General features: G+C 64.5%; 21 protein-coding genes. 11 read left to right on the forward strand and 10 right to left on the reverse strand.

Features of this window, described 5'->3' with window-relative positions; genetic code table 11:
- The first annotated feature begins 40 nt into the window (after positions 1–40).
- A complete protein-coding gene (gene gad / locus C1877_RS01805) occupies positions 41–1,531 on the forward strand; it encodes a glutamate decarboxylase (protein ID WP_015540040.1) in 1,491 nt (496 codons plus the stop codon).
- Between the two features lie 354 nt (positions 1,532–1,885).
- On the opposite strand, the gene C1877_RS01810 is transcribed toward gad, so the two are convergent.
- Both C1877_RS01810 and arcA read right to left on the reverse strand, forming a co-directional pair.
- Positions 1,886–2,473, reverse strand: coding sequence for a helix-turn-helix transcriptional regulator (locus tag C1877_RS01810; RefSeq protein WP_114568207.1), 588 nt, complete (start codon positions 2,471–2,473; stop codon positions 1,886–1,888).
- A 321-nt stretch (positions 2,474–2,794) separates the two neighbouring features.
- Positions 2,795–4,012: an arginine deiminase gene (gene arcA, locus C1877_RS01815; RefSeq protein WP_041239576.1), complete on the reverse strand. Its 1,218-nt coding sequence runs from the start codon at positions 4,010–4,012 to the stop codon at positions 2,795–2,797.
- Between the two features lie 356 nt (positions 4,013–4,368).
- Here arcA and C1877_RS01820 point away from each other — a divergent pair, with 356 nt between their 5' ends.
- Positions 4,369–5,325 (forward strand): helix-turn-helix transcriptional regulator, encoded by a 957-nt coding sequence (locus C1877_RS01820; RefSeq protein ID WP_114568284.1) that lies wholly within the window; start codon positions 4,369–4,371, stop codon positions 5,323–5,325.
- Positions 5,326–5,779: 454 nt separating this feature from the next.
- Complete coding sequence (locus C1877_RS01825; protein ID WP_041239575.1) at positions 5,780–7,030, forward strand: Nramp family divalent metal transporter; 1,251 nt, start codon at positions 5,780–5,782, stop codon at positions 7,028–7,030.
- A gap of 146 nt (positions 7,031–7,176) precedes the next feature.
- Here C1877_RS01825 and C1877_RS01830 read toward each other — a convergent pair whose 3' ends face one another.
- The 6 genes from C1877_RS01830 to pxpB are packed head-to-tail and all read right to left on the reverse strand — an operon-like array spanning position 7,177 to position 12,556.
- Positions 7,177–7,941, reverse strand: a complete 765-nt coding sequence (locus C1877_RS01830; RefSeq protein ID WP_015540037.1) for a LamB/YcsF family protein — start codon at positions 7,939–7,941, stop codon at positions 7,177–7,179.
- Between the two features lie 4 nt (positions 7,942–7,945).
- Positions 7,946–8,785 (reverse strand): putative hydro-lyase, encoded by an 840-nt coding sequence (locus C1877_RS01835; RefSeq protein WP_015540035.1) that lies wholly within the window; start codon positions 8,783–8,785, stop codon positions 7,946–7,948.
- 2 nt (positions 8,786–8,787) lie between these two features.
- Positions 8,788–10,137 (reverse strand): acetyl-CoA carboxylase biotin carboxylase subunit, encoded by a 1,350-nt coding sequence (accC, locus tag C1877_RS01840; RefSeq protein ID WP_015540034.1) that lies wholly within the window; start codon positions 10,135–10,137, stop codon positions 8,788–8,790.
- Positions 10,138–10,152: 15 nt separating this feature from the next.
- Positions 10,153–10,620 (reverse strand): acetyl-CoA carboxylase biotin carboxyl carrier protein, encoded by a 468-nt coding sequence (accB, locus tag C1877_RS01845; RefSeq protein WP_015540033.1) that lies wholly within the window; start codon positions 10,618–10,620, stop codon positions 10,153–10,155.
- Between the two features lie 21 nt (positions 10,621–10,641).
- Positions 10,642–11,826 carry a 5-oxoprolinase subunit C family protein gene (locus C1877_RS01850; RefSeq protein WP_015540032.1) on the reverse strand — a complete coding sequence of 395 codons (1,185 nt, stop codon included), beginning with the start codon at positions 11,824–11,826 and terminating at the stop codon, positions 10,642–10,644.
- A 1-nt stretch (position 11,827) separates the two neighbouring features.
- Entirely contained in the window at positions 11,828–12,556 is a 729-nt protein-coding gene (gene pxpB / locus C1877_RS01855) for a 5-oxoprolinase subunit PxpB (protein ID WP_114568208.1), read from the reverse strand.
- A gap of 172 nt (positions 12,557–12,728) precedes the next feature.
- On the opposite strand from pxpB, the gene C1877_RS01860 reads away from it, so the two are divergent.
- From C1877_RS01860 to C1877_RS01870, 3 genes are all read left to right on the forward strand, one after another.
- Positions 12,729–13,442 carry a sulfite exporter TauE/SafE family protein gene (locus C1877_RS01860; protein ID WP_015540030.1) on the forward strand — a complete coding sequence of 238 codons (714 nt, stop codon included), beginning with the start codon at positions 12,729–12,731 and terminating at the stop codon, positions 13,440–13,442.
- Between the two features lie 251 nt (positions 13,443–13,693).
- Positions 13,694–14,164 carry a MarR family winged helix-turn-helix transcriptional regulator gene (locus C1877_RS01865; RefSeq protein ID WP_015540029.1) on the forward strand — a complete coding sequence of 157 codons (471 nt, stop codon included), beginning with the start codon at positions 13,694–13,696 and terminating at the stop codon, positions 14,162–14,164.
- Positions 14,165–14,458: 294 nt separating this feature from the next.
- Positions 14,459–14,899 carry a universal stress protein gene (locus tag C1877_RS01870; protein WP_015540028.1) on the forward strand — a complete coding sequence of 147 codons (441 nt, stop codon included), beginning with the start codon at positions 14,459–14,461 and terminating at the stop codon, positions 14,897–14,899.
- Positions 14,900–14,955: 56 nt separating this feature from the next.
- On the opposite strand, the gene C1877_RS01875 is transcribed toward C1877_RS01870, so the two are convergent.
- Complete coding sequence (locus C1877_RS01875; protein WP_015540027.1) at positions 14,956–15,387, reverse strand: DUF2871 domain-containing protein; 432 nt, start codon at positions 15,385–15,387, stop codon at positions 14,956–14,958.
- 250 nt (positions 15,388–15,637) lie between these two features.
- Here C1877_RS01875 and C1877_RS01880 point away from each other — a divergent pair, with 250 nt between their 5' ends.
- Both C1877_RS01880 and C1877_RS01885 read left to right on the forward strand, forming a co-directional pair.
- Positions 15,638–16,819, forward strand: coding sequence for a pyridoxal phosphate-dependent aminotransferase (locus C1877_RS01880; RefSeq protein ID WP_015540026.1), 1,182 nt, complete (start codon positions 15,638–15,640; stop codon positions 16,817–16,819).
- A 175-nt stretch (positions 16,820–16,994) separates the two neighbouring features.
- On the forward strand, positions 16,995–17,234 hold the full coding sequence (locus C1877_RS01885; RefSeq protein WP_015540025.1) for a hypothetical protein: 240 nt from the start codon (positions 16,995–16,997) through the stop codon (positions 17,232–17,234).
- A 307-nt stretch (positions 17,235–17,541) separates the two neighbouring features.
- On the opposite strand, the gene C1877_RS01890 is transcribed toward C1877_RS01885, so the two are convergent.
- On the reverse strand, positions 17,542–18,471 hold the full coding sequence (locus C1877_RS01890) for a LysR family transcriptional regulator (RefSeq protein WP_049784142.1): 930 nt from the start codon (positions 18,469–18,471) through the stop codon (positions 17,542–17,544).
- 280 nt (positions 18,472–18,751) lie between these two features.
- Here C1877_RS01890 and C1877_RS01895 point away from each other — a divergent pair, with 280 nt between their 5' ends.
- From C1877_RS01895 to C1877_RS01905, 3 genes are all read left to right on the forward strand, one after another.
- Positions 18,752–19,999 (forward strand): MFS transporter, encoded by a 1,248-nt coding sequence (locus C1877_RS01895; RefSeq protein WP_015540024.1) that lies wholly within the window; start codon positions 18,752–18,754, stop codon positions 19,997–19,999.
- Positions 20,000–20,093: 94 nt separating this feature from the next.
- Positions 20,094–22,460, forward strand: a complete 2,367-nt coding sequence (locus tag C1877_RS01900) for a molybdopterin-dependent oxidoreductase (RefSeq protein ID WP_015540023.1) — start codon at positions 20,094–20,096, stop codon at positions 22,458–22,460.
- Positions 22,453–22,788 (forward strand): 4Fe-4S dicluster domain-containing protein, encoded by a 336-nt coding sequence (locus C1877_RS01905; protein ID WP_114568210.1) that lies wholly within the window; start codon positions 22,453–22,455, stop codon positions 22,786–22,788. Before C1877_RS01900 ends, C1877_RS01905 begins: the two co-directional genes overlap by 8 nt.
- Positions 22,789–22,823: the final 35 nt, after the last annotated feature.

The raw sequence follows: 22,823 nt of genomic DNA on the forward strand, positions 1-22,823 counted from the left end.
GCGACAACGTAGGTATCACACTTCGAAACAGGAGGTTTTCATGAAGGAACAGACATCTACCAGCAAGATCCTCGATAGCATGGACGAAGGCACCAAGTACTCGACGCCCATCTTCGGCTCCGAGGCATCCGATGTGGCCATGCCGCGCCTCAAGATGAACGACCAGCCGGTCGAGCCGCGCATCGCCTACGAGATGATCAAGGAGTACCTGTCCATCGAGGGCAACGCCACGCAGAACCTCACCACGTTCTGCCAGACCTACATGGAGCCCATGGCCACGAAGATCATGGCCGAGACGATGGAGAAGAACGCCATCGACAAGGACGAGTACCCCATGACGGCCGACCTCGAGAACCGCTGCGTCGCCATGATCGGCGATCTGTGGCATGCCGACCCGGCCGAGGAGCCCATGGGCACGTCCACCGTCGGCTCGTCCGAGGCCTGCATGCTGGGCGGCCTCGGCATGCTGTTCCGCTGGAAGAAGCTGGCGAAGGACGCCGGCATCGACATCTACACCGAGCAGCGCCCGAACCTGGTGATCTCCGCAGGCTACCAGGTGTGCTGGGAGAAGTTCTGCCGCTATTGGGACATCGAGATGCGCCTCGTGCCGCTTGAGAAGGACCATCTGTCGCTGAACATGGACACGGTCATGGACTACGTGGACGACCACACCATCGGCATTACGGCCATCCTCGGCATCACCTACACCGGCAAGTTCGACGACGTGCAGAAGCTCGACGAGCTGGTGGAAGCGTACAACCAGGAGCATCCGAAGCTGCCGATCCGCATCCACGTCGACGGCGCGTCGGGCGGCATGTTCGCCCCGTTCGTGGAGCCCGACCTGGTGTGGGACTTCCAGCTGAAGAACGTGTGGTCCATCAACTGCTCCGGCCATAAGTACGGCCTCGTGTACCCCGGCATCGGCTGGGTGGTGTGGCGCAGCAAGGAAGCGCTGCCCGAGGACCTGATCTTCTGGGTGAGCTACCTGGGCGGCGAGGAGGCCACGATGGCCATCAACTTCTCGCGCAGCGCCTCGCAGATCGTGGGCCAGTACTACGTGCTCATGCGCAACGGCTTCGAGGGCTTCAAGGAGATCCAGGAGCGCACGCTCGACGTGGCGCGCTACCTGGCCGCCGAGCTCAAGGAGATGGGCATCTTCGAGATCTACGAGGATGCGTCGCACATTCCGATCGTGTGCTGGGGCCTGAAGGACGACGCCGACGTGGAGTGGTCGCTGTACGACCTGTCCGACCGCCTGCGCATGAGCGGCTGGCTGGTGCCCGCGTACCCGATGCCCGCCGATATGCAGGACACCACCGTCCAGCGCGTCGTGGCGCGCGCCGACTTCTCGATGCAGCTGTGTATCAAGCTGGTCGAGGATATGAAGAAGGAGATGGACACGCTGAACAAGGCGAAGTTCGTCACCGGCAACACCCAGGGCGTCATCCAGACCGGCTTCAACCACGGCGGCCGCTCTGCCGTCGACAAGGGCGAGAAGGTCCAGACGAAGGCGAAGACCACGCAGAAGTAAGTGCGCCGACCCCACCCCGACCTCCCCGGTCGGGGCGCTTTTTCGGTGCTGGAGGAAAGCAGAAGGGCCTCTTATTTAGATTACGGTAATAGAATTGAAAAGAATTTCTGATATTTTACCGTAACGGGCAATCAGGCCCCCGAAATCCCCTCCGAAGGCGAGAAAACCGCCCAAAACAGCGGGAAGAGCCGCACGTTGGATGCCCAAAAGCGGGCTTCGGACAAGAATTCCCGCGATTCGGTAATATATCGATAAAAAATTCCAAATCCATTACCGTAGCCGAATATTCGATATCGTGAACGCGATCAACTTGCTTCTGATCGACACACGACGTGCGTTTTGCTCGCTGCGACTCTACCCGAAGAGCTGGTAGCCGAAGTAGCCTAGAACGGCGCCTACCGCGGCGGCTGCGAGGGTGAGGAGCACGCCTCTGAGCACGGGATGCCGCCGTGCGCGCAGGCTTTTGGCGTTGTTGCGGTCGATGGGCTCACCTTTCGAGAAGGCCACCAGCTCGCGGTACGTCACCACGTCGTGCTGCTTCTTCAGGTGCTCGACCACCGTGAGCATGACCAGGCCGATGCCCCACACCAGCAGCCCGATGATGGCGGACGGCACGAGCCCCCAATCCCAGAAGGTGAACCCTCCGATGAAGAGCGCACATCCGACGACCACGACTGCGGTCCCTCCCCACGCCAGGTAGATCATCTTCCGGTAGTCGTTCTCGATTGCTTCCTTCATGGCTTCCACGTCTCCTTTGATCAGTTCGTCGACCGTTACGTCGAAGAGGACGCTAAGGAGCAGCAGGCTTTCCACGTCAGGGTAGGTCTTGTCGTTCTCCCAGCTTGAGACGGTCTGGCGCGAGACGTAGATCTTCGCGGCGAGGTCGTCTTGCGAGAGTCCGCGTTCCGTTCGGTGGCGTTTGATCTGGCTGCCGAGCTCCATGCGTTTCCCTTCGTTGATCCAAGGTTGCCATGACGCAGGGAAGTGTACCATCAAAGGGCTTTGACACGTCTCGCTTCGCGACCCTTTTCTGTGTCAAAAGTGCTTTACAATACGTTTGAACAGGTGTTATTTAGAATGACGCAGGACGTTGCCGGGAGTGCGCATGCGGGGCGGCGTCTCCAGCTGTACAGAGAGAACGCCCCCTGCGCTGAATCCGGTTCTCGTTCGCCATTTGGGACCGGATTCAGCGCAGGGGGCGCAGGGGGAAGAGGTGGCCACGCGGAGCGCGTCGCGCGCGACCACCGGTGATAGCGGAAGAGCTTAGTCCTCGCGCTCGATGGGCATGCTCATGCAGCGCGGGCCGCCACGGCCGCGGGACAGCTCGGCGGAGGGCACGATGATGAGGTCGAGGCCCTTGTCGCGCAGCACCTTGTTCGTGACGTCGTTGCGCTCGTACACCACGATCTTGCCCGGGGCGATGCACAGCGTGTTCGAGCCGTCGTTCCACTGCTCGCGCTCGGCCGCGATGCGGTCGCCGCCGCCGCAGGGGATGAGCTCCACGGGATGGCCGACGTAGGTCTCCAGGATGCTCTCCAGCGTGCCGTTCACTTCCTTGACCTTGATGCCGTCGCCTTCGGCGGTGATCTCGAACACCGTCAGCGGGCCCATGATGCCGGGGTGGATGGTGAACTTGTCCGTGTCGATCTGCGTGAACACGGTGTCGAGGTGCATGAAGGCGCGGGAGTTCGGGATGTTGAACGCCAGGATGGTCTCGATGGGGCTCGTCGGATCGCCGAAGATGTTCTTCGCGATAGCGTCGATGGCATCGGGCTCGGTGCGCTGGGAAATGCCGATGGCCAGCACCTTGTCGTTGATGTTGAGGATGTCGCCGCCCTCGATGTGGAACGTGTTGTAGCGGCTGTAGTACTCAGGCGTGCCCTTGAGCATCGGATGGTACTTGAAGATGTACTCGCCGTAGATGGTCTCGCGGTTGCGGGTCTCGGAGTACATGCGGTTGATGGACACGCCGTTGCCGATCATCGCGAACGGGTCGCGGGTGAAGTACAGGTTCGGCATGGGCTTGACGACCATCTTGGAGGACTCGGACACCAGGTCCACCAGCGAGTTGGACTTGTCGGTGTGGAGCTCGGTGAGGTTGATGCCCTCCATCGTCTTCAGCACGAGGTCCTTGGCGCCGGGGTAGTTCTCCTGCAGGTAGTCGAAGATGATCTTCTGGTAGCGATCCGTGCGGATGCCGGCTTCTTCGATCCACTGCTTGAGGAACTGCTCGCGCAGCTCGGGGTTGGCCTCGAGAACCTCAGCCATGAGGTCTTCCAGGTAAAACACTTCGACGCCGTTGTCGCGCAGAGCCTGCGCGAACGCGTCATGCTCCTCCTGGGCGACCTTCAAGAACGGGATGTCGTCGAACAGCAGCTCTTCGAGCGTGTTCGGCGTCAGGTTCAGAAGCTCTTTGCCCGGGCGGTGCAGCAGGACTTTCTTCAAGGGCTTGATCTCGCTCTTGACGTTCACTCCTGACATGTGCAACCCTCCTTCGGTTTGTCGGCCCGCGCGTCCTTTAAGCGCGCCGGCCTTTCTTCGCCAAGTGCGTCCGCGGCGCGATGCCGTGACGCGTTGGTCTCACCATGCGCCCTCCGCTGCGTGAAGGAAAGATGTAAAGCGGGTTTACCGGTGCATCGATCGGGGTGTACCCGGCCGGGAAAGACGCTAAACCTCAAATAAACCGCAGGTGGGAGCAGTGCGCATCCTGCAACCATACACTGCGGCCGCGCGCGTTCGGCTCGGATGCCGCAGCCTTTTCCGAAACGATGCCGATTCGTGTATCATGGGTCATGTTGCAGGCGGCCGTGCGCAAGCGAGGAAAGAGGTGCTCCTTCGTGGGATTCGTGCTCTTCCACTACACGCTCTTCGTGCTGTTGGGTTCTATCATGGCATCGGCAGCATGCCTTTCCGCCTACCTGGTATCGCGCAAGCGCGCCATGCGGTACGCCTTCGCTGGCTTCCTGTTCTACTTCTTCGACGTGGCGTGGGTGTTCCAAGACGACTTCTTCACCGGCGCCGACGCGGGGCTGGGCGCGGCGTACGCGGTGGTCATGTCGCTGGTGCTCGTGGTGACGGGCGGCGGGTTCCTCACGTCGTTCTGGCTTTTGGTATGCGATTACCTGGGCGAGGAGCGCCGTGTGTTCAAGGTGGCGCCGGCCGTGCTGTTCGTGGCGGCGAGCGTGGCCGTGCTGGCGCTGCTGCCCGAGGGCGATTTGCGCAGCTTCCTGTTCTACTTCCCGCGCGAGCTGTACCTGTTCTGGATGCTGCTGTTCGCCGGGTTCCGCTTCCTCGTGACGAAGGACGAGTCCGGGCGCAACCGCCTGCGCCGCCACCGCTTGCTCTACGTGTTGCTGTGGGTGTTGGGCCTGATGATCGTTGCGGAGGACGTCTGCGTGTTCCTGCTGCCCGACCCCGTCCTGCTCGGGCCGCGCGCCTATGCACCCGAGCGCAACTTCGCCGAGAACGTGCTCATGCTGTGCTGCGCGTTCTTCGCCTGCCGCGATGCCTTCCGCGTGCTGTCGCTGCGCTTCGAGCGGCCTCCCATGCACGAGGGCGGCCGGCAGGAGGAGCTCATCGACGACAACCTGCTCCTGTACGGCAAGCGCTACCGCCTGTCCGAGCGCGAGTGCGAGGTGCTGCGCTACGTGCTGGTGGGCAAGGACAACCAGAACATCGCCTCCGCTATGCACCTGGCCTTGAGCACCGTGAAGGTGCACGTGCACAACATCCTGCAGAAAACGGGCCAGCCGAACCGCCAGGCCCTCGTCCAGGATTTCTGGAAGACATCGTAGAACGGCCTAGAGCGTGCCAAAAGCCCGGGGGTAATGGCGCATCGGAAAATGTGCCATTACCCCCGGGCTTTTGGCACGCTCCCCTGTTGCGTTCGCTCTACTGCTCCGCCAGCCATCTTCTCAACATGATCACGATGCCGCTGACCAGGAAGTCGAACTGGTGCACAGCGCCTCGCCCAGGGCGGAGTCCGCGCGCGAGCGGCCTTGGCCGATCCCGCTTCGATGCCGGATTCGATAGCGATGGCGATGCAGGCGTGCGTTCGGCGCGGTGTCGCTGCCAACCGGCGACACCGCGCCGTTCTTCCATATACGCGTGTCCTCCGTTCTGCTAAAGTAGACGAATCTGCGCGGCGCACCGCGCCGCAGGTTTCGCGCAACCGAGGCGAAACATGCAAGGGGGATCATTGGGGAGGCAAGAAGGTCGGCCCCAACGTGAGAAGGGAAAGGAGAGGGTATGAGCAGTACATTGGTACAGAAATTCAAGAACGTGGGCCCCGGCGCGCTCGTGGCGGCCGGCTTCATCGGGCCCGGCACCGTCACCACGTGCACGGTTTCGGGTGCGAGCTACGGCTACACCATGCTGTGGGCGCTGTTGTTCGCCACGGTGGCCACCATCATCTTCCAGGAGATGGCGTCGCGCGTGGGCATCGTCTCGGGCAAGGGACTGGGTGAAAACATCCGCGATCGTATTCCCAACAAGGCGCTGATGTGGATTGCGATCGTGATTGTTATCATCGCCATCTTCGTGGGCAACATCGCATACGAGACGGGCAACATCACGGGCGGCATCCTGGGCATCCAGGCGGTCCTGCCCGACGTGCCGATGATCCCCATCGTCATCGTGCTGGGCGTGCTGGCGTTCATCGCCATGTGGATCGGCTCGTACAAGGTGGTCGAGGTCATCCTCACGGCCATCGTGGTGTTCATGGGCGTGGTGTTCTTCGTCACGGCCATCGCGTCGTCGCCCGACTGGGGCGCCATCGCCACGGGCCTCTTCGTGCCGACGTTGCCCGAAGAAGGCTCGAAGGGCATCCTCACGGCTGTGGGCCTCATCGGCACCACCATCGTGCCGTATAACCTGTTCCTGCATGCGTCCGGTGCCTCCGAGCGCTTCAAGGACCCCGAGCAGGTTTCCGACGCCCGCTTTGACACCATCCTGAGCATCGGCCTGGGCGGCATCATCTCCATGGCCATCCTCATCTGCGCCGCCGCCAACATCTACGGCACCGATGCCGTGGTGGCGAACGGCAAGGACATGGCGTTGGCGCTGCAGCCGCTGCTGGGCTCGTGGGCCACGTGGATGATCGGCCTGGGGCTTCTGTGCGCTGGCTTCTCGAGCGCCATTACGGCTTCGTTCTCCGCCGCGTATGCCGTGAACGGCGTGCTGGGCTGGAAGAAGACGACGAAGGACCTGCGCTTCAAGCTCATCTGGATCATCGTGCTGGTGGCCGGCTGCGTGATGGCCGTGGCGCTGGGCAAGAGCCCCACCGAGCTGATCCTGGTGGCGCAGGCGGCGAACGCCATCCTGCTGCCCATCATGGCGTTCTTCGTCATCTACTGCGCGAACGGCAAGGACCTGGGCAAGTGGCGCAACCACCTCTTCGCGAACTGCGCGGGCGTGGTGATCATCGTGATCACGCTGTTCATGTGCTACCGCAACATGTCCAGCTTCTTGGCATCGCTCCAGGCGCTCATCGGGGGCTAGGGCTTTCGCTATTGCAGAAGCGCCCGTTTCGCTCCAACGCAAGACGCCCGCCGTTTCGGCGGGCGTCTTGCGTTGGAGGGGGCGGCGGGGCGCAGTCAGGCAGAGCGTCGAGCCCCTGCGTCGCGAACGGGCAGCGCGGCTGCTGCCTAGCGCGCGCTCACGGGCTTGATGGCAATGCTGTCCTGCTCCAGGGCCTCGCGGATGCGGCGCACGAAGGCAAGGGCGGAAGGGGAGTCGCCGTGCACGCAGATCGTGTCGGCATGCAGGTCGATGAGCTTGCCGTTCACGGAGAGGATGGCGCCGTCGCGGATGGCGTTCTTCACCCGCTCGATAGCCTCCTCCTCGTTGCGGATGAGCGCGGCGGGGTCGTTGCGGCTCACCAGCTTGCCCTCGTCCGTATAGTTGCGGTCGGTGAAGAACTCCTCGGCGGTGACCAGGCCGATCTTGCGCCCCTCGTCCACGAGCGCGCTGTTCGCCAGGCCCACCAGCACCAAACGGTCGTCCACGTCGCGCACCGCCTGGGCGAGCGCGGCGGCCAGCTCCGGGTCCACGGCGGCGTGGTTGTACAGCTGGCCATGCGGCTTCACGTGCCGAAGCGGGACGCCGGCGGCGGCGCAGAACGCCTGCAGCGCGCCTATCTGGTACAGCATGTACGAGTAGGCTTCGTCGGGCGACAGGTTCATGTCGCGGCGGCCGAAGCCCTGCAGGTCGGGGTAGCCGGGATGCGCGCCGATGGCGATGCCGGCATCCGCTGCCATGCGCACGGTGTCGCGCATGACCATCGGGTCGCCCGCATGCTGCCCGCACGCAACGTTCGCGCTGGAAACGAGCGGGATGATCTGGTCGTCGAGCCCGAGCGTATAGCGCCCGAAGCTCTCGCCCAGGTCGCTGTTGAGATCGATACGGTACAATCCACTACTCCTTCAGGTCGATGTTCTTCGTGTCGGTGATGAGCATGCAGCCCGGCGCGTGGGTGATGGCGAACGGCGGCTTGCTGTTCATGACGATGGACTGGGGCGTGACGCCGCAGGCCCAGAACACAGGCACTTCGCCCTCGCGGATCTCGACGGGGTCGCCGAACTCGGGGTGGGCCAGGTCGCGCACGCCGATAGCCGCCGGATCGCCGATGTGGAGGGGCGCGCCGTGCACCTTGGGGATGGCGCCGGAGATCTGCACCGCCTTCACCACCTGGTCGTACGGGATGGGGCGCATCGACATGACCATGTTGCCGGACATGCTGCCCGCCGGGGTGCATGGCACGCCGGTCAGATACATGGGCACGTTGCAGCCCATGGTGTTGTGGCGGATTTCGATGCCGGCCTCGATGAGCTCGCTCTCGAACGAGAACGAGCACCCGATGACGAACGAAACCAGGTCGTCGCGCCAGTAGTCCTCGACGTTGTCCACCTCGGCCACCAGCTGGCCGTGCTCGTAGATGCGGTAGCGAGGGAAGTCGGTGGCGATGTCGCAGTCGGTCGCGCAGATGGTCGCCTGCCGCGCGCCCACCTCGGTCACTTCCAGCAGCGGGCACGGCTTGGGGTTGCGCTGCGCGAACAGCAGGAAGTCGTAGGCCTGCTCGCGCGGCAGCACGATGAGGTTCGCCTGCGCGTAGCCGGGGCACAGGCCGCTTGTGGGCGCCGTGAAATCGCCCGAGCGGATGAGCCGACGCGCCTCCACCGGCGACGCGGCAAGCATCTGCGCCCACACCTCGTCGGCGACGCCCTCGGGCTTGGCGGGTTCCGGAACATCGATCATGATTACACCTCGCCCTTCATGAAGCGGTCGATGAAGCTGGTGTCGGCTGCGCCGGCGGCGAACGTCTCGTTCTCCATGATGGCGTACTGGAAGTCCAGGTTCGTCTTCACACCCACCACCACCATTTCCTCCAGCGCGGTGCGCATCTTGGCGATGGCCTCGGTGCGGTCGCGACCGTGCACGATGATCTTGGCTATCATGGAGTCGTAGTAGGGCGAGATCTCGTAGCCGTCGAAGGCGGCCGTATCCACGCGCACGCCGTTGCCGCCGGGCAGGTGCATCTGCGAGATGGTGCCGGGCGACGGCAGGAACCCGCGCTCGGGCTGCTCGGCGTTCACGCGGCACTCGATGGCGTGGCCGCGATACGTTATGTCGTCCTGCGTGAACGTGAGCGGGTCGCCCGCCGCCACGCGGATCATCTCCTGCACGATGTCGGTGCCCGTGACCATCTCGGTCACGGAATGCTCCACCTGCACGCGTGTGTTCATCTCCATGAAGTAGTAGTTCATCTGGTCGTCCAGCAGGAACTCAATCGTGCCGGCCGACGTGTAGCCCACGGCCTGCGCCGCGCGCACGGCGGCATCCAGCATTTCGGCGCGCACCTCCTCGGACAGCGCGGGGGAGGGGCTTTCCTCGATCATCTTCTGATGGTTGCGCTGCACGGAGCAGTCGCGCTCGCCGAGCGCCACCACGGTGCCGTACGTGTCGGCGATGACCTGCACCTCCACGTGGCGCGGGTTCATGACGCAGCGCTCCAGGTACATGGTGTTGTCGCCGAACGCGCCCACGCTCTCGCGCTGCGCGATGCTGAACTGCTCGCAGAAGTCGTCCTCGGACAGGCTCACGCGCATGCCCTTGCCGCCGCCGCCCGACGACGCCTTGATCATGATGGGCCAGCCTACGTCGCGCGCCTTCGCAAGCGCCTCCTCCGGGGCATGCACCGGCTCCTTCGTGCCGGGCACCACGGGCACGCCGGCCTCCATCATGGTCTTGCGCGCTTGGCTCTTGTTGCCCATGCGGTCGATGACCTCGGGCGCGGGGCCTATGAACACGATGTCGTTCTCGCGGCAGAGCTTCGCGAACGTGGAGTTCTCGGACAGGAAGCCGTAGCCGGGGTGGATGGCCTGCGCGCCGGTGCCCTTCGCGGCGGACAGGATGGCCGCGATGTTCAGGTACGAGTCGCGCGCGGCGGGCGGACCGATGCACACGCTCTCGTCGGCCAGGTACACGTGCAGCGCGTGCTTGTCGGCCGTGGAGTACACGGCCACGGTCTTGATGTTCATGGCGCGGCACGCGCGGATGATGCGCACCGCTATCTCGCCGCGGTTGGCGATGAGGATCTTCTCGAACATGGCAGCCCCCGCGCCCTAGCGCGCTTCGGCGGTGGCGATGCGGAACAGCGGCTGGTCGTATTCCACCTGCGTCCCGTTGGCGGCCAGCACCTCCACCACTACGCCGGGGGTGGGCGCCGTGATCTCGTTCATCATCTTCATGGCCTCCACGATGGCCATGGTCTGGCCCGACAGCACCTCCTGGCCTACCTTGACGAACGGGTCCTCGTCGGGGCTCGGCGACAGGTAGAACATGCCCACCATGGGGCTGCGCACCAGAAGCGAGTCCTTGTCCACGTCCTCGAGCGCGGCGGCCTCGTGGCTCTCCGTCTTGCCGGCCAGAAGCGCGCTCACCCGGTCGGCCATGAGCGGCAGGGCCGACGACGGGAGCGGGCCGTGGCTTCGCTCCAGCTCTATCTTCGTCTCGCCGTCGTCCACGCGCAGGGCCGTGAGCTCGGCCTTGTCCATGATGGCGATGAGTTCTTCGATGGCTTTCGTGTCCATGGCGCTTCTCCTTGCACTTCTCTAGGCGGTGCGGCCGTTGCCGCGGCTCGCATTCTGCGGGGCGTCGTTGGCGCCCGCCTTCTTGTCGGGGGCTTCGTCGTACTGCAGCGCGTTGCGGCTCCCCACCCGCTCGGCGCGGTTCGCGCGGTCGATCCACAGCGTGTCGGCCTGCGTCTTCGCCGCCTGGCGCTCCAAGATGGGCGTGAGGCGGCGGGCCGTGCGGCGGGGCGAGATGCCGTCGGCGCTGGGCCGGCGCACTTTCAGCGCCAGCATCTCGAACTGGCGCGCTTCGGCGCGCAGCAATTCCTGGGCCTGCTGGACCGTCACGGGCTCGAAGCGCACGCGGCTGCCCGGCGGGCGCTGCACGAGCTTGGGGATGTCCACGGTGGCGATGGTGCCGATCTTCGCGTAGCCGCCCGTGGTCTGGCGGTCGGCCAGCATGATGATGGGCCGCCCGTGCGAGGGCACCTGCACGGCGCCGAACGCGATGCCGTCCGATATGATGTCCGACCCGTGCCTCGTCTCGATCTCCGGGCCGTCCAGGCGGTATCCCATGCGGTCGCACTTCGCGGTGGTGGTGTAGGTTTGGCCGTAGAAGGTCTCGATGCCCTGGTTGGTGAACAGATCCTCCTGCGGGCCGGGTACCACGCGCACGCGCACCTCGCCTTCCTCGAACCCGTAGAACGGGTCGGGGTCGATGCGGTGCGAGCCCAGGTTCGGCAGGAAGTCCAGGCTCTTCGTCACGAACGGGAGGTAGTCGCCCGTCATGAGCGTCCGCCCCTTCCAGCCGCCGAACTCGCACTTCAGGTTCGTGGAACGGCTGCCCATGACCTCGGGCACGCGCACGCTGCCGCCTGCGATGGCCAGGTAGCCGTAGCAGCCCGTCTTCGCGGCGCCGAAGCGCAGGATGGAGCCGCGCTTCACCATGAGGGCGGTGTAGCGCGGGGCGGGCTCGCCGTCGATGGTGGCGCCGAAGTCAGCGCCCGTGAGGGCGATGATCGTCTTCGTGGTGAAGCGCAGCATAGGCCCGGCCAGCGCAAACTCAAGCACCGGCGCGTTCGGCTCGTTCTCTACCAGCAGGTTCGCTATCGTGTAGGCCCGGTGGTCCATGACGCCGTTCGTGGAGAAGCCGCTGCCCTGGTAACCGAAGCGGCCGTTGTCCTGGATCGACGTGTACACGCCGGGTTTTCTGACGACGAGGCCCATGTTATTCGTCCTCCACGAAGATCTGGTACTCGTAGGTGCTCGCGGCCAGCTGCTGCTCGATGGCGGCGTACTCGTCGGTCGTGATGGGCACGAAGCGCAGGTACTCGCCGGCCGCGTACAGGATGGGCTCGGCGCGGTCCGGGTCGTAGGGGCGCAGCGGCGTGCGGCCGATGATCTGCCAGCCGCCGGGTGAGGCCAGCGGGTAGATGCCCGTCTGCGCGCCGCCTATCCCGACGCTGCCCGGCTCGATGCGCGTGCGCGGCGTGGCAAGGCGCGGCGTGTGCAGGCGCTCGTCGAGGCCGCCCAGGTAGGCGAAGCCGGGCAGGAATCCCAGCATGTCAATGAGGTAATCGTGCGCGGTGTGGATGTCCACGACCTCCTGCGGGGTGAGCCCGGCGTGCTCGGCCACGTTGGCCAGGTCGGGGCCGTACTCGCCGCCGTAGCACACGGGTATCTGCACGATCTTGCGCACTGAGAGGTCGGCCTCGCCCACGTCGCGCAGCTTCCCGCGCAGGCGTGCGGACAGCTCGTCGAACGTGACGACCAAGGGGTTGTAGTACACCATGAGCGAGCAGAACGTGGGCACGAGCTCGGTGATGCCCTCGATGGGGTCGGCGGTGAGGTTCTCCGCAGCCAGGCGGATCATCGCGCCCGTCTCCGGGGAGATCGAATGAGCGAACTCCAGGTTGAGCGCCGAATCGCCGGCGATGGTGATGCTGAATCCCGCCATGTGGTTCCGTTCCTCGTCCGTTGGGCCGCTGGTGCGTGATCGCAGGGGTTCGGCCGCGTCGCCGTGCGACCGCAGGGGCCCGGTACCGGCATCGTCCACCGGTACGCATCGATGGCTCTGCCCATCAATGCTACACTTATATATTGGTTATCTCGATAGGATTGTAGCATATATGGAAAAAGCACTGTTTCTTGCGGCGTTCTTCTTCGCTTACACCGTCCAGGCCATCACCGGCTTCGCCGGCAACATATTCGCCATGCCCGTGGGCGCCACGCTCCTGGGGTTGAGCCCCACCGTGTCCATCCTGAACGCGATGGGCTTCTTCGCGTGCGGCCTTTTGGCCGTGCTGAACATCAAGCACGTGAACTGGCGTGAGTTCGGCAAGATCATCGCCGTCATGATCGTGTTCATGGTGGTGGGCATCTGGCTGGACACGCTCATGCCGCTGCACGTGCTGCTGAAGATCTACGGTGCCGTGATCGTGTTCATCGGCGCGAAGAACCTCATCTTCACCCGTCAGAAGTTCCTGCCGGAGTGGGCGCTGTGGATCATCCTGGCGCTGGCGGGCCTCATCCAGGGCATGTTCGTGTCGGGCGGCGCGCTGCTGGTGATCTACGCGGTGCAGAAGCTGCGCGACCAGCAGGAGTTCCGCATCACGCTCTCGCTTATCTGGACGGTGCTGAACTTCATCTACGCGTGCATCGCGTTCCAGCAAGGCCACTTCACGGGCGACGTCGTGCAGATCATCGTCATGTGCATCCCGCTGGCCGTCGTGGCCACCGTGCTGGGCAGCAAGCTGCAGAAGAAGATCAGCCAGGAGAAGTTCCTGAAGCTCACCTACGTCCTGCTGCTGTTCATCGGCATGGTGCTGTTGGTGACGTCGTAGGCTCGCTGTGGCTCTGGGCCGACGGGCTCCCTTTTGGGCGGACGGGGGAGCGCTTGGCTTGCTTTTTCGCTAGCTAGGGTATGAATCATCTTTCGTTATATTATTCATGAATAATATACTTATGCGTATTCACCTCGTATAACTATTGTTCTTTGAACATTATGTGAATAACAGGTTGCATGCGGGGAACAGGGCTATAGTGTCAACGTCAACCGACGAGAGAGACGAAGAACCGGAAGAAGGAACCCCTCATGACCGAAGCAACCAAGACTTTGGCGCAGCTGAAGAAGGCCAGCAAGCTCACGCGCCTCGCGTTCCACAAGAACGGCCCGAAAAGCTACAAGCGCGGCCAGGGCGCCCTGTTGAACGCCTTGCTGGCGAACGACGGCACCACGCAGCGCGAGCTGGTGAAGACCATGGGCATGGACCGCAGCGACCTCAAGGGCATCGTGAAGAAGGCCGAGCGCAACGGCTACGTGACCATCGAGGATTGCGATGCGAAGCACACCTACGCCGTGAAGCTGACCGACGAGGGCCGCAAGGTGGCCGAGAAGCGCGTGGCCGCCAACGACAAGACGGCCGAGAGCATCCTCGACTGCCTGTCTGCGGACGAGGTGGCCCAGCTGAACGCCCTCACCGAGAAGCTCATCCTGTCCTGCAAGGACAAGGGTATCAACGGCAAGAAAAAGGGCCGCAAGGCGCACAGCTGCCACTGCTGCTAGCCTGCCGACTACGCGTACCGGATGCTTTTGGAGGGGGTCGACGCTGAACGCGCGTCGGCCCCTTTCTTGTTGCAAGGCTCACGTCGCCCCCGCGCCCTCTGCTGCGACCGCTCGTCATACCCTCTGCTGCGTCTGGCTATCGCGACCGTTCACCGTGCCCGCAGGCGACGCGCAGCGCGCTGGGCGCCGCGGCAGCCAGCCAGCGGTTCCGTTGCCGAAACGGCGCGCGCCGGGGGTTCACGGGCGCGCCTTGGAACCGGTACAATAGGGGCAGGGCGAGGCAAGGAGCATCTTATGGCGCAGTACCAACGCATCTTCGCAGCACTCGACGGCGCATCCACGCAGGAGGCGGTGGCCCAGCGGGCTGCGGCGCTCGCGGCCGACAACGGGGCACGGCTTTTGTTCGGCCACGTGATCGACTCGGTTCCCAACGAGGCGAACGGGGCCGACTTCGACGCCCTGTGCGCGGAAGGCGTCGCGCGCATCGAGGACGAGCTTGCCGACGAGCTCCGCGCGGTGCGCGACAATCCCGCCATCCCGTCCGTCGAGGTGCGGGTTCGTGCAGGCCGCGTGGCCGAGACGCTGGCCGAGCAGCTCATCGAGCCCTTCGCGCCCGACTTGGTCGTGTGCGGCGAGCGCGGGCTCTCCAACATCAAGTACGTGTTCGTGGGCAGCGTGTCCACCTACCTCATCCGCAACCTGCGCTGCGACGTCCTGGTGGTCAAGCAGGCGTGAGCTTCATCCAGGTCGGTTCCGGCCTGGGTTCCCCTTGTTTTGCGCCGCGGTGCGCGCTAGGCGCGCGCAGCGGCCGCCTTGCGGTCGACGACCCGCTTGAACATGATCACGAGCAGCACCAGCCCCACGCCCACCATGATGTGCCCGATGCCCGCGATGCCCGAGAGCGCCGCGTCGGGCAGCGGCAGCACCGTGCCCGTGACCTGCGCCACTCTGCGCACGAGCATCATGCCGGCCGTGACGGCCACCCCGATGTTGTACACGATGAAGAACGGCTTGAACAGCCGGTCGCCCGTGAAATCGCTGGCGAGGGCGAACAGCGTGGCAATGAGGAACACCAGGAACCCGAGCGCCAGCAGATGCGGGTGCATGAACCCGAGCACGGTCTGCCCGGAGAAGCCGGAGAGCTTCGTGAACTCGCGGAAGAACACGCCGGCGGCCGCGCCGGCAATGAGGTAGACGAGGGCGGTGTTGATGAGGCGCTTCATATGTTTCCTTTCGAATAACAATATATGAACGACGTTCATTATGAGCCTTCGCCCGCGGGGGTGCAAGGGGTTCGGGCAAACTGTTCCGAAGATGCGAACGAGCGCGCATGCCCGGCCGCGCCGGACGGAAGCGTGGCCGGGCATGCGTGCCCTCGGCCGGGCGGCGCGTGCGTCGTTGGCCCGGCGCGCTGCCCGTTGTGCTACCCTGTTCATCATCTAAAGCAGGCGGGAAGACGAGGACGTGGTGCACATGGTGAACGAGAGAATGTACGGGCTGGGAGCGGAGCCGAGCGCGATTCGCGAGCTGTTCGCGTACGGCATGGCGCGCAAGGCGGAGATCGGCGCCGACAGCGTGTTCGACTTCAGCATCGGGAACCCCAGCGTGCCCGCGCCCGACGCCGTGAAGCAGGCGGTGCTCGAGCTCATGGAGGAGGAGCCGAGCGCGCTGCACGGCTACTCGCCGGCGGCTGGCGACCCGCGCGTGCGGGCCGCGGTGGCCGACCATATCCGCCGCCGCTTCGACGTGCCGGCCTCGCCCGACCAGGTGTACCTGACGGCGGGTGCCGCGGCGGGCCTGGCCATCTCCATCTGCGCCGTCACGGAGCCGGGCGACGAGGTGGTCGTCATCGCGCCGTTCTTCCCCGAGTACCAGGTGTGGATAGAGACCGCCGGCTGCACGCGCGTGGAAGTGCCGGCGCATGTGCCCGACTTCCAGCTTGACATCGATGCGCTGGACGCGGCCATCGGGCCCGCGACGGCCGCCGTCATCATCAACTCGCCGAACAACCCGGTGGGCGCCGTGTACACGCGCGAGAACCTGGAGGCCCTCGCCGCGCTGCTGGCGCGCAAGGAGGCCGAGCTGGGACGCAAGATCTACGTCATCAGCGACGAGCCGTACCGAGAGATCACCTACGGCGCCGAGGTTCCCTACGTGCCGTGCGTGTGGCCGCGCACCATCGTATGCTACTCGTACTCGAAGTCGTTCTCGTTGCCGGGCGAGCGTATCGGCTATATCTACGTGTCCGACCTCATGGACGATGCGGCCGAGGTGTCCACGGCTGTGGCAGGCGCGGGACGCGCGCTCGGGTTCATCTGCGCGCCGGTGCTGTTCCAGCGCGTGATTGCCGCCTGTATCGACGAGCCGAGCGACGTGGCGTCCTACGCCGAGAACCGCCGCCTGCTTACCGAGGGCCTGGGCGCGCTGGGCTACGAGTTCGTGGAGCCCGACGGCGCGTTCTACCTGTGGGTGCGCGCGCTTGAGGACGACGCCCAGGCGTTCAGCGACCGCGCGAAGGCCCATGAGCTCCTGCTGGTGCCCTCCGACAGCTTCGGCGTTCCCGGCTGGGTGCGCGTGAGCTACTGCGTTTCGCGCGCCACCATCGAGCGCTCGATGCCCGCGTTCAAGGCGCTCATGGAGGAGTACCGGGGGTAGGGGCTCCCAACTTCGCGCGCAACGAAGCGACGGCGGCCGGAGGGCCGCCGTCGCTTCGTTGCGGGGTATGCCGCCACGGCATAGAGCGTTCGGCAAAACCGCATTTCCCCTATGCGCTGGTCAGAACCTACACTGCGAGCAACGTCAAGTAGGCGGCGATCGACAGGAGGAGAACATGCTGACGGTATCGGAGCACGTGTACGACGAGGCGACGGGCATCGACCACTACGTATTCGAGCCTGGGGCCATGAAGGCGCAGGTAAAGGTGACTGAAACGAACGGCGAGCCCCAGGTGCTCCTCGGTGTGGAGGGCATGGCCGTCCAGCAAAGCGTTTCGGAGCCCACGTGGACGGTTTGCATGAACAAGGAGATTGTCGAGAGGGCGCTTGCCGATTACCGCGAACGCCGGATGTGAGAATCTGGCTGTTGGATCTTTAGAGCAAGGGGCGCGCCGTTATCGCAACGGCGCGCCCCTTGTCATAGTGCTCGGCTTTCGCCATTCGCGCGGAGCGCTTCCTGGGCCGTGTAATAGTCGGATGCTCCCTGTGGCTTGCCGATAGCCCCGCGCCTCATGTTGTGCAAATAGGGTTCATGGCACGAAGGGCACGCGGCTGCGCCTGGCTTGACGGGTTCGCCGCATGAGGAGCAGGTGAGCTCAAGTTTGAGGGAGAATATCCCGCATTTGTTGCAGTGGTTGCACGGGTAGCAGGGCATGGCGATTCCTAACAGTGTTCGCGCTCGGCAAGGTCGGCTTCCATGAAGTCGATGAAGCGATCGAGCGCCGGGTTGAGGTTCCCTATGTGGTACAGGGCCGAAAGGGGAAACGAGGTCGCCTCGCCGGTGAGCTCGATCACGCGGCATGACGAGGGGAGCCCCGCTTCGATGCGCTTCACGAAGTTGACCCCGGCGATGAGCACGTCGTTGCCGATGGTCGACGAGAGCGTGAGAAGATCGGTCAGGCGCATGGAGTACCTTCGCCGTGTTTTCGGTGCGAACCCGTTGAGCAGGCAGGCCCGCTCGATAAACCGCCATGCCTCGCTGACGTGCGCGCCCTCTATCCTGACCAGCGTCTCGTGGCGAAGATCCTCGATGTCGATGGATGCGCGGTTTGCGAAGGGGTGGCCGGCGTCGACGATGGCGGCCCATGGGCAACGGCCCACGATCACGGCCCCCACGGTGTCGTCATCGAGCTCGCTGGGTTCGAAGTAATCGAAGGCGACGTCGATGGAGCCGGCCTTGACGAAGTCGATGGGCCGTTTATGGTGGCAGCTTCGAACCTGGATGAAGCCGGTGCCGTACTCGCTTTCCGCAGAGGTGATGAAGCGTCCGAGCAGGGCCATCACGACCGTCTCGTCGGTGAGTCCCGTCACGGAAAGGCGTGCCGGCGCCTCGCTCTTTATGCGGCGTGCCTCCTCGTAGAACATGCTCTGCGCATCGAGGATCTTGTATGCAAAGGGGAGCAGCGCATTGCCGGCCTCGGTGAGGCGCATGGCAGATCCCGTCCGCTCGAACAGCGACAAGCGCAGTTCCTTCTCGAACGAGATGATGTGCTTGCTCAGCGTTGGCTGGGACATGTTGAGCATGCGGGCTGTTTCCGTGATGTTCAGCCTCTTGGCCAGCTCGACGAACTCGTTGAAGGCGCTGATATCCAAAGCCGACTCGCCCCCTGTTATAACCACCGAGGTCAACGATGTGTTTTCGATCTATGAGATTCCCTTTTCCACCTCTCGCTCGAACCAACATACCACATTCGCCCGGCATGGTTCGAATTCCCGGGCGGCATGGGCGGCAGGCATAAAAAGAATCCATCGCGGAGCTTTTTATCATTATTTCCATGCGGCATGCCCTTCCTATAATGCGCCCCATCCGATGCCGGACCGAACGGGGAAGCGGGCCGAATTCGGCAGAACAGCCGAGAGGAAGGGGAATTCTATGAGTTCCGCACAGGTTAAAGAGGGGTTCAACAAGGCGATCATTCCCATCATGGCGATCTTCGCGCTCGGCGCCTCCCAAGGAGGCGTCAACGCCGGCCTGGCCACCATGGGGGCGGCGTTTCCGGAGGCGGGGCCGAACATCGGCTACGTGATCAGCATGGTGGCGCTCGGCATGATTCCGTCGGGCATCATCTCGGGCGCGGTCACGGGCCGGTTCATCAAGTACCGTACCTCCATCATAGCCGCCATCGTCCTGTACATCGTTTCAGGTTGCTGGCCGTTCTTCATGGGGAGTGGCGAATCGTTCGGCATGCTGCTGGTCTCGCGCTTCGTGTTCGGCTTCGCGGTAGGGTGGTCGTACCCGCTCGCCCAGGCGCTCACGTTCAAGACGTTCGACAACGAGAACAAGCGCGCGAGCATCCTCGGCGCCGGCATGGCGTTCTTCAATCTGGGAAGCCTGATCATGGAGCTTGCCGGCGGGTACCTTGCGCTTGTGAGCTGGCAGGCGTGCTTCCTGGTCTACCTGATCGGCATCATCCCGCTCGTCATCGTCATCTTCATGCTGAAAGAGCCCGAGCGTGATTCCGAGCAGGCGGCCGAGCTCGCTGCCGAGACGGGCGGCGAGGTGAAGACGAAGATACCGCCCATCGCCTTTTTGTACATGCTCATGCTCACGCTTATCGTTGCGTTCGCCATGCCCACGATCCTGTACTGCTCGTTCGTGCTGCCCGACTCGGCCATCTCCGGTTGGGTGCTCTCGGCCATGACGCTTGTGGGCGCCGTCACGGGCTTCACGCTGGGGCCGGTGTACAAGAAGCTCAAGAAGTGGACGCTGCCGGTAGCGGGGCTGTTCCTGGGCGTGCTGTACGTCGTCTGCGCCCTCAACGCGCAGCCGGGCAGCTTCAACCTCGTGGTGTACATCGCGACGTTCCTCGTGGGGCATTGGGGCTTCGCCATCGTGATCCCCGCCACGGGCAACATGATCACGAACCTGGTGCCCATTGGCGCAGCCACGCGCGCCATGGGGTTCAACACGGCGTTCCATCAGGCCGGCTGCTTCCTTGCGACTCCGGTGGCAACGCTGGTCATGGGATTGCTGGGCGCGCAGGCGGTCACCGACCTGCTGCTTCCCTGCAGCATCGTCATCGTGGTGCTGGGCGTGCTCCAGTTCGTGCTGGCGGGCTTCACCGATATGTCCAAATACGATGACGGCTACGGCAAGGTCGAGCTGCATCACGACGCCTAAGCGAGACGGCGCGCCAAGCGCACGGCATTCCAGGAGGATTGCCTGCTTCCCCTGTTCGGTTCGCACATCGAAGCAACAAAGAGAGGAGACATCCATGTCGAACGATTACTACGAAAGCCACCGAGGCGAATGGCAGTGGCAGGACGGCGAGTACACCGTCACGCGCACGACCGCCTGGTCGGGGCCCGGTTGCCACGACGGCTGCGGCGTGCTGTACTACACGAAGGACGGCAAGCTGGAGAAGGTGGAGGGCGACCCCGACAACCCGTTCAACCAGGGCGCGCTGTGCATGCGCTGCCTGGAGATGCCCGAGTTCGTGAACAACCCCACGCGCCTCGGCCACCCCATGAAGCGTGCCGGCGAGCGGGGCGAGAACAAATGGGAGCGCGTGTCCTGGGAGGAGGCGCTCGACCTCATCGAGGAAAAGGTACGCGCCATCTGGAAGGACTACGGCCCCGAGTCCATCGTCTGTCATATCGGCACCGGGCGCAACAACTGCGACCAGATACCGTACCTGTGCTACGCGGCGTTCGGATCGCCGAACTTCTCCATGGGCTATCTGGCCGGCGACTCCTGCTTCTGCCCGCGCTCCGCGTCGATGGCGTCGCAGAACGGCGACTTCATGATCGCCGACTGCTCGCAGCAGTTCGAGAAGCGCTACGACGAGAGCACGGGCTGGCGCTGCCCCGAAGTCATCGTGAACTGGGGCTGCAACGCGGTCGTCTCGAACTCCGACAACTTCTTCGGCGGCTGGATCGTGGACTGCATGCAGCGCGGCTCCAAGATGATCACCATCGACCCGTCGCTCACCTGGCTGGCCTCCCGCTCGGCGTACTGGCTGCGCGTGCGGCCGGGCACCGACGCGGCTTTGGCCATGGCCATGCTCAACGTCATCATCTCCGAGGACCTCTACGACCACGATTTCGTGGCCAAGTGGTGCTACGGCTTCGACGAGCTTGCCGAGCGCGTGCGCGACTGGACGCCCGAGCGGGCTGCGGAGGTTTGCTGGGTCGAGGCCGAGGACATCGTGGGCGCCGCCCGCCTGTACGCCCAGGCCGACCCCGCCGCCATCCAGTGGGGGCTCAAGCTCGACCAGACCACCAACGCCACCGCCACCGCGTGCGCCGTCAACTCGCTGTGGGCCATCACGGGCAACGTGGACAATCCCGGCGGCAACATCATCATCCGCAACGCCTTCGACCAGAACCTCTCGTACGGCTACGGGTACCACCTGCTGCCGCCCGAGGTGCAGGCGAAGCGCCTGGGGGCCGAGTTCCCGCTGATGAGCCGTGCGGGCTACAGCTCCTCCGCCCATGCGGACTCCGTGCTGAAGGCCATCGAGACCGGCGAGCCGTATCCTATCCGCATGGTGTGGATGACGTCCACGAACCCCATCGCCAACATGGGCGCCGACGCGCCGCGCCTGTTCCGCGCCTTGAAGAGCGTCGATTTCGTGGTGGTGAACGACCTGTTCATGACGCCAACCGCCATCGCCTTCGCCGATCTGGTGCTGCCCGCCGCCATGTCTCCCGAACGCAACTCGCAGCGCTGCTGGTGGGTTCCGAACCGCACGCTCACCAAGGTCACCCAGTACGAGGAGTGCGTTTCGGACGACGACCTGGTCACCATGGTGGGCAAACGCCTGCACCCCGAGAACTTCCCCTGGGACGACAACGTGGGATGGATCAACCACATCTTCGAGCACGAGACGAACGACGAGCTGCCCTACAAGAGCTTCGAGGAGGCGCAGAAGGTCGTGTGGTCCTACCCGGCGTTCACCTACCTCAAGCACGAGAAGGGCCTGCTGCGCCCCGACGGGCAGCCCGGGTTCAACACGCCGTCCGGTCGCATCGAGCTGTACAACACGAACCTCATGCTGTGGGGCTACGATCCGCTGCCCGACTTCAAGGAGCCCAGCTGCTCTCCGGTGAGCAGCCCCGAGCTCGCCGAGAAGTACCCGCTCGTCCTGACCACCGGCGCGCGGTCCTTCGAGTTCTTCCATTCCGAGCATCGCCAGGAGGGCACGACGTCGCGCGAGCTGCACCCCGACCCGCTGTTCGAGATGAGCCCTGCCGCCGCCGAGGCCGCGGGCCTCTCCGAGGGCGATTGGGCCTGGATCGAGAACCAGCGCGGCCGCTGCCGCCAGAAGCTGCACGTGAACCCCTCGCTCGACGACCGCGTGGTGCGCGCCGAGCACGGCTGGTGGTTCCCCGAGACCGAGGGGGCGGAGCCGAACCTGTACGGCGTGTTCGACTCCAACATCAACAACCTCACCCCGCAGTGCGAGAACGGCGACACCGGCTTCGGCGCCCCGTACGCGAACCAGCTGTGCCGCGTGTACCCGTGCACTGAGGAGAACAGCCGTGTCCTGCCGGGCGAGCAGGTCACCAGGCGCGGGGGCTATTCCAAGGTAATCGACGAGTCCAACGGCGACGTGAAGGTGGGTGCTATCTATGGCTAACGCATTGATGATCGACTACGGGTTCTGCACGGGCTGCCACGCCTGCGAGGTGGCCTGCAAGAAGCATCTGGGCCTGCCCGCGGGCCAGCACGGCATCCGCGTGCTCCAGGACGGCCCCCGCGAGCTCGCGGGCGGAGGGTGGGAGTACAACTTCCTGCCCATGCCCACGTCGCTCTGCGACCTGTGCGCCTCCCGCCTGGCCGAGGGCAAGGACGCCGCCTGCGTCCACCACTGCCCGGCCCACTGCATGGCGCTCGGGCCGGCCGAGGAGCTGGCGGCACGGTTCGACGGGAAGGTCAACCGCGCACTGTTCGTTCCCGCGCAGTAACGACGGTTCGCGCCGGGCGCCCTGCCGCCCGGCGC

Source organism: Gordonibacter pamelaeae, from assembly GCF_003340385.1.
GTDB lineage: Bacteria > Actinomycetota > Coriobacteriia > Coriobacteriales > Eggerthellaceae > Gordonibacter > Gordonibacter pamelaeae.